This is a genomic window from Neisseria sp. P0013.S005 (genome assembly GCF_051958425.1).
Classification (GTDB): Bacteria; Pseudomonadota; Gammaproteobacteria; order Burkholderiales; family Neisseriaceae; genus Neisseria; species Neisseria subflava.
The window spans coordinates 1-1418 of the sequence record NZ_JBQCVL010000033.1 but is presented as its reverse complement, the minus strand read 5'-3'; the positions used below and the strand labels follow the sequence as shown (position 1 = coordinate 1418).

The window sequence follows — 1418 nt, the reverse complement described above, 5'->3', positions numbered from 1 at the left end:
GCATCTGCCGCTTCAGCTTTCGCTACCGCACCATCAGCTTTGGTATCTGCTGCTACTGCTTTAGCATCTGCCGCTACTGCTTTAGCATCTGCCGCTACCGCTTTAGCATCTGCCGCTACAGCTTTATCGTCTGCTGCTTTCGCTGCATCTTTAGCTTCGCCTGCTTTCGCTAATGCATCTGCTGCATCTGTTGCCGCTTTACCGGCTTTAGTATCAGCTGCTACCGCTTTATCATCCGCCGCTTTCGCTGCATCTTTAGCTTCACCCGCTTTGGTATCTGCCGCTACTGCTTTAGCATCTGCCGCTTCAGCTTTCGCTACCGCACCATCAGCTTTGGTATCTGCCGCTACTGCTTTAGCATCTGCCGCTTCAGCTTTCGCTACCGCACCATCAGCTTTGGTATCTGCTTGACTTGCTAAATTGTAAGCATCGTCTGCACGGCCTTTAGCTGCGACTGCTTTATCATCCGCCGCTTTCGCTGCATCTTTAGCTTCACCTGCTTTGGTGTCTGCCGCAGCTGCCGCTGTCTTAGCTTCACCCGCTTTGGTATCTGCCGCTACTGCTTTAGCATCTGCCGCTACTGCTTTAGCATCTGCCGCTACAGCTTTATCGTCTGCTGCTTTCGCTGCATCTTTAGCTTCGCCTGCTTTCGCTAATGCATCTGCTGCATCTGTTGCCGCTTTACCGGCTTTAGTATCAGCTGCTACCGCTTTAGCATCTGCCGCTTCAGCTTTCGCTACCGCACCATCAGCTTTGGTATCTGCCGCTACTGCTTTAGCATCTGCCGCTACTGCTTTAGCATCTGCCGCTACCGCTTTAGCATCTGCCGCTACAGCTTTATCGTCTGCTGCTTTCGCTGCATCTTTAGCTTCGCCTGCTTTCGCTAATGCATCTGCTGCATCTGTTGCCGCTTTACCGGCTTTAGTATCAGCTGCTACCGCTTTAGCATCTGCCGCTTCAGCTTTCGCTACCGCACCATCAGCTTTGGTATCTGCTTGACTTGCTAAATTGTAAGCATCGTCTGCACGGCCTTTAGCTGCGACTGCTTTATCATCCGCCGCTTTCGCTGCATCTTTAGCTTCGCCTGCTTTGGTGTCTGCCGCTACTGCCGCTGTCTTAGCTTCACCCGCTTTGGTATCTGCCGCTACCGCTTTAGCATCTGCCGCTACAGCTTTATCGTCTGCTGCTTTCGCTGCATCTTTAGCTTCGCCTGCTTTCGCTAATGCATCTGCTGCATCTGTTGCCGCTTTACCGGCTTTAGTATCAGCTGCTACCGCTTTAGCATCTGCCGCTTCAGCTTTCGCTACCGCACCATCAGCTTTGGTATCTGCTTGACTTGCTAAATTGTAAGCATCGTCTGCACGGCCTTTAGCTGCGACTGCTTTATCATCCGCCGCTTTCGCTGCATCTTTAGCTTC

At 52.2% G+C, this 1418-nt stretch carries 1 protein-coding gene; it reads right to left on the bottom strand.

Annotated elements, in window-relative coordinates:
* A partial coding sequence (locus ACTHTA_RS11350) for a hypothetical protein (RefSeq protein WP_440379632.1) occupies positions 1-1418 on the bottom strand: 1418 nt, incomplete at both ends.